Origin of the sequence: Aquabacterium sp., from assembly GCF_004297345.1 — a bacterium.
In the GTDB taxonomy this organism is placed as follows: domain Bacteria; phylum Pseudomonadota; class Gammaproteobacteria; order Burkholderiales; family Burkholderiaceae_C; genus Aquabacterium.
Genome location: NZ_SCTN01000573.1, coordinates 1 through 2,612, shown reverse-complemented (window position 1 = coordinate 2,612; position 2,612 = coordinate 1). Strand labels below are relative to the sequence as shown.

Annotated in this window: 2 protein-coding genes; both read left to right on the top strand. The window is 51.4% G+C overall.

The genetic code is table 11. The features are described from left to right. Positions 1-418 precede the first annotated feature (418 nt). Positions 419-1,741 carry a serine/threonine-protein kinase gene (locus tag EPO09_RS21595; protein WP_290646571.1) on the top strand — a complete coding sequence of 441 codons (1,323 nt, stop codon included), beginning with the start codon at positions 419-421 and terminating at the stop codon, positions 1,739-1,741. A gap of 606 nt (positions 1,742-2,347) precedes the next feature. Then, on the top strand, positions 2,348-2,612 hold a 265-nt coding region (locus tag EPO09_RS21590), incomplete at its 3' end, for a hypothetical protein (protein ID WP_290646569.1).

Here is a 2,612-nt window from a genome sequence, read left to right as displayed (position 1 = left end):
CGTTGATTCTCTCCATTGTGGAAATTACTGTCGAGCATCTTCTTCTGAATGAACGTGTTATACGCCGACGGACGACGAGGTGTACGTTGTCTTCGCATCCGCAGTTCACACACATGTCCTCGTTTCCCGTACGCCGCGCTTCTCCGGCGCAAGAATGACGTCAGTGAGCGCGAGCGACTGCTCGCCGAACGCGAGTGCGAACGCGAGCGCGATCGTGCCGCGCCACGTGCGGGACTGCGGGAACGCGAGTGCGAACGTGCCGCGCCACGAGCGGGACTGCGGGAACGAGAGCGACGCGAGCGTCTTTGCCTACCATATGCGGGACATCCCGATGCGGCCTCGCGTTGCTGAGTTTCGTCTTCGTCAAATGAGAATACCATTTATACACACCGTTTCCATTGTAAAAATGATGATCACTATGTTCAAGTCTGGCGTCCAGGCCTGTGCAGGTTTGACCAAAATGCCCGAAGATAGCGAGAAAAACGTCGTGTTCAAAATGTACACATATCACAATTATCTAGCCGAGCACGAACTGCGCGTTATTCAACGAATACATCAATCGGTTGATCCGTCCACTGCAACATGTTTTCCAACGCCGTTTGGTTTACGTGAGGTGTATTCGCGATCGCTTGGCGCGAAGCGTATTGAGAACCAACTTCCATTCGAGTGGGAACATCGACCACCTCTGATAACGCGCACGATATTCCTGATGGAACATATCGACGGACAGTCTCTGGGACATCACATCCGTTCTAAAGACTCGCCGCTCAGTACAACTGTGTTAATAGATATCCTGATACAGGTGTTCGTTGCGCTGGACGTCGCGCACAAGGCGTGCGGTTTCACTCATTACGATCTTCATACGAGCAACATTATAATACGTATGCATGAAGATATGCCCGTGCCTGTAATAATCGATTTTGGGTTTAGTTATGTCGATAGATGCGACGATTACCATCTAAGCAGCGCTGTCGAGCATGCGTCGTGCGGCGTCACCAGTTACCGTCCCGACAGTTGCGCAGATGCACGTCGGCTTGGGATATGCGCAGCGTACGAAATACATAAACATCGTCGCTCGGATGTCTCGCTGCGTCTCCAGACGGTGATAAGCCGTCTGTTTGACGATCAATGCCGCATGTATGGTATCGCAACCGACGGTGGTCTACGTTCCGCTGGCCACGTGTTGGCATTGCAACCAAATGCTGTTGACATTGCCCTGGAAAACATTGTGAAACATACCGCCGTTGAGTACAACAGCACGTTTGTGGAATACACAACGTATTCAATCGAACTTCTCACGACCGCTATTAAAATGCCGTTGCCGTCACCAGAGCGTACTACGTACTTTCATTGGACTGTCGATGTCAACGAGATCGCCGAAACTGCTGCCACGCGACATTTTGCGACGTTCTACCGGTATTTCGGGCGTATTGAACACGCATTTGGCGATCCTGGACATAGTATGTATGCATTAAAATGCATTATGGACATTGCACGCAATCCTGATCGCGATCCCATGTCCCTCGGTGACACGCTACGCATGTTTGCACAGTTCTTCGTGATGCCAAGATCGGTGGACTGCCAGAAGATGCTGGAAGCGGTGCGGGCGCTCGCAGCGTCAATGGCGTTGATGTACGGGCTGATGTTCACGCACGATAGAGTGTATAGATTCCCAAGCGTACCAACCGCGGGAGATCTTGTCACAGCATTGACGGCAGAGTTTAGGGCTGTTGCACAATAAACAAAATCGATGAGCATACTCTCTCTACCAGATGACGTTCTGTTCAACATAACACATCACCTGGCCGTCTCAGACCTGCGCATATTTGAAGGAGCGTGTCAACACATACAACGCCTTATAAAAAACAACAGACGACTAATACGTGCGATCACCACGCATAACGTGTTCGAATACGTCGGATGGGGTCTCATACACCGCTACGATCCACACGATCATCGGAAACCGTTCGCCCTTGCTGCCGCGCTTCACGACGTCGAGTACAGACAACGCACAGACGATATCGTTATGCTCGACGCATTCACATCAGACGTTGTCCGCGTAAACCGCAAGACGTTGTTTGCGCAGCTAAATCATGCGTCGTATTCGTCCAATCTATCCGACTGGGAACACATGTCACGAACGGTTGTAAGATCGCTGGGTCCGTCGAAGGAATATCGCAATCTCGATCGATGGCGCCATCGGACGAATCAAACATTCCCTAAGCTGGGAAACATAGCCAGCAATGGCGTTGGCCATATCTGCACGACATCGGTACGCGTACAAGGCGGAATAATATACGCCTTCTCGTGTCGTACGTCCGAAGCATATCGTACAAGCGGAGAAATCGTGGAAGTGCGTGGTACCACGACCAATCGCATTCGGTATGCGCGGATGAACAACGCGTTAGTGGACCTTGAACGCATGGCTGCTGTGCGATCAATGGCGGTCGTTGAGCCACGCACACAGATCGTGTTAGCTGCTCGGGTTTGTAATCGACTGTTTGGATTGCTTGCACTTGATATCAGTCGCAGAGAACATGTAGGAACGGACTCGCAGAAGCGCGCATTTCACGCTGTAAACGCTGTCTTGTCCAAGACAGAACTCGAGTACG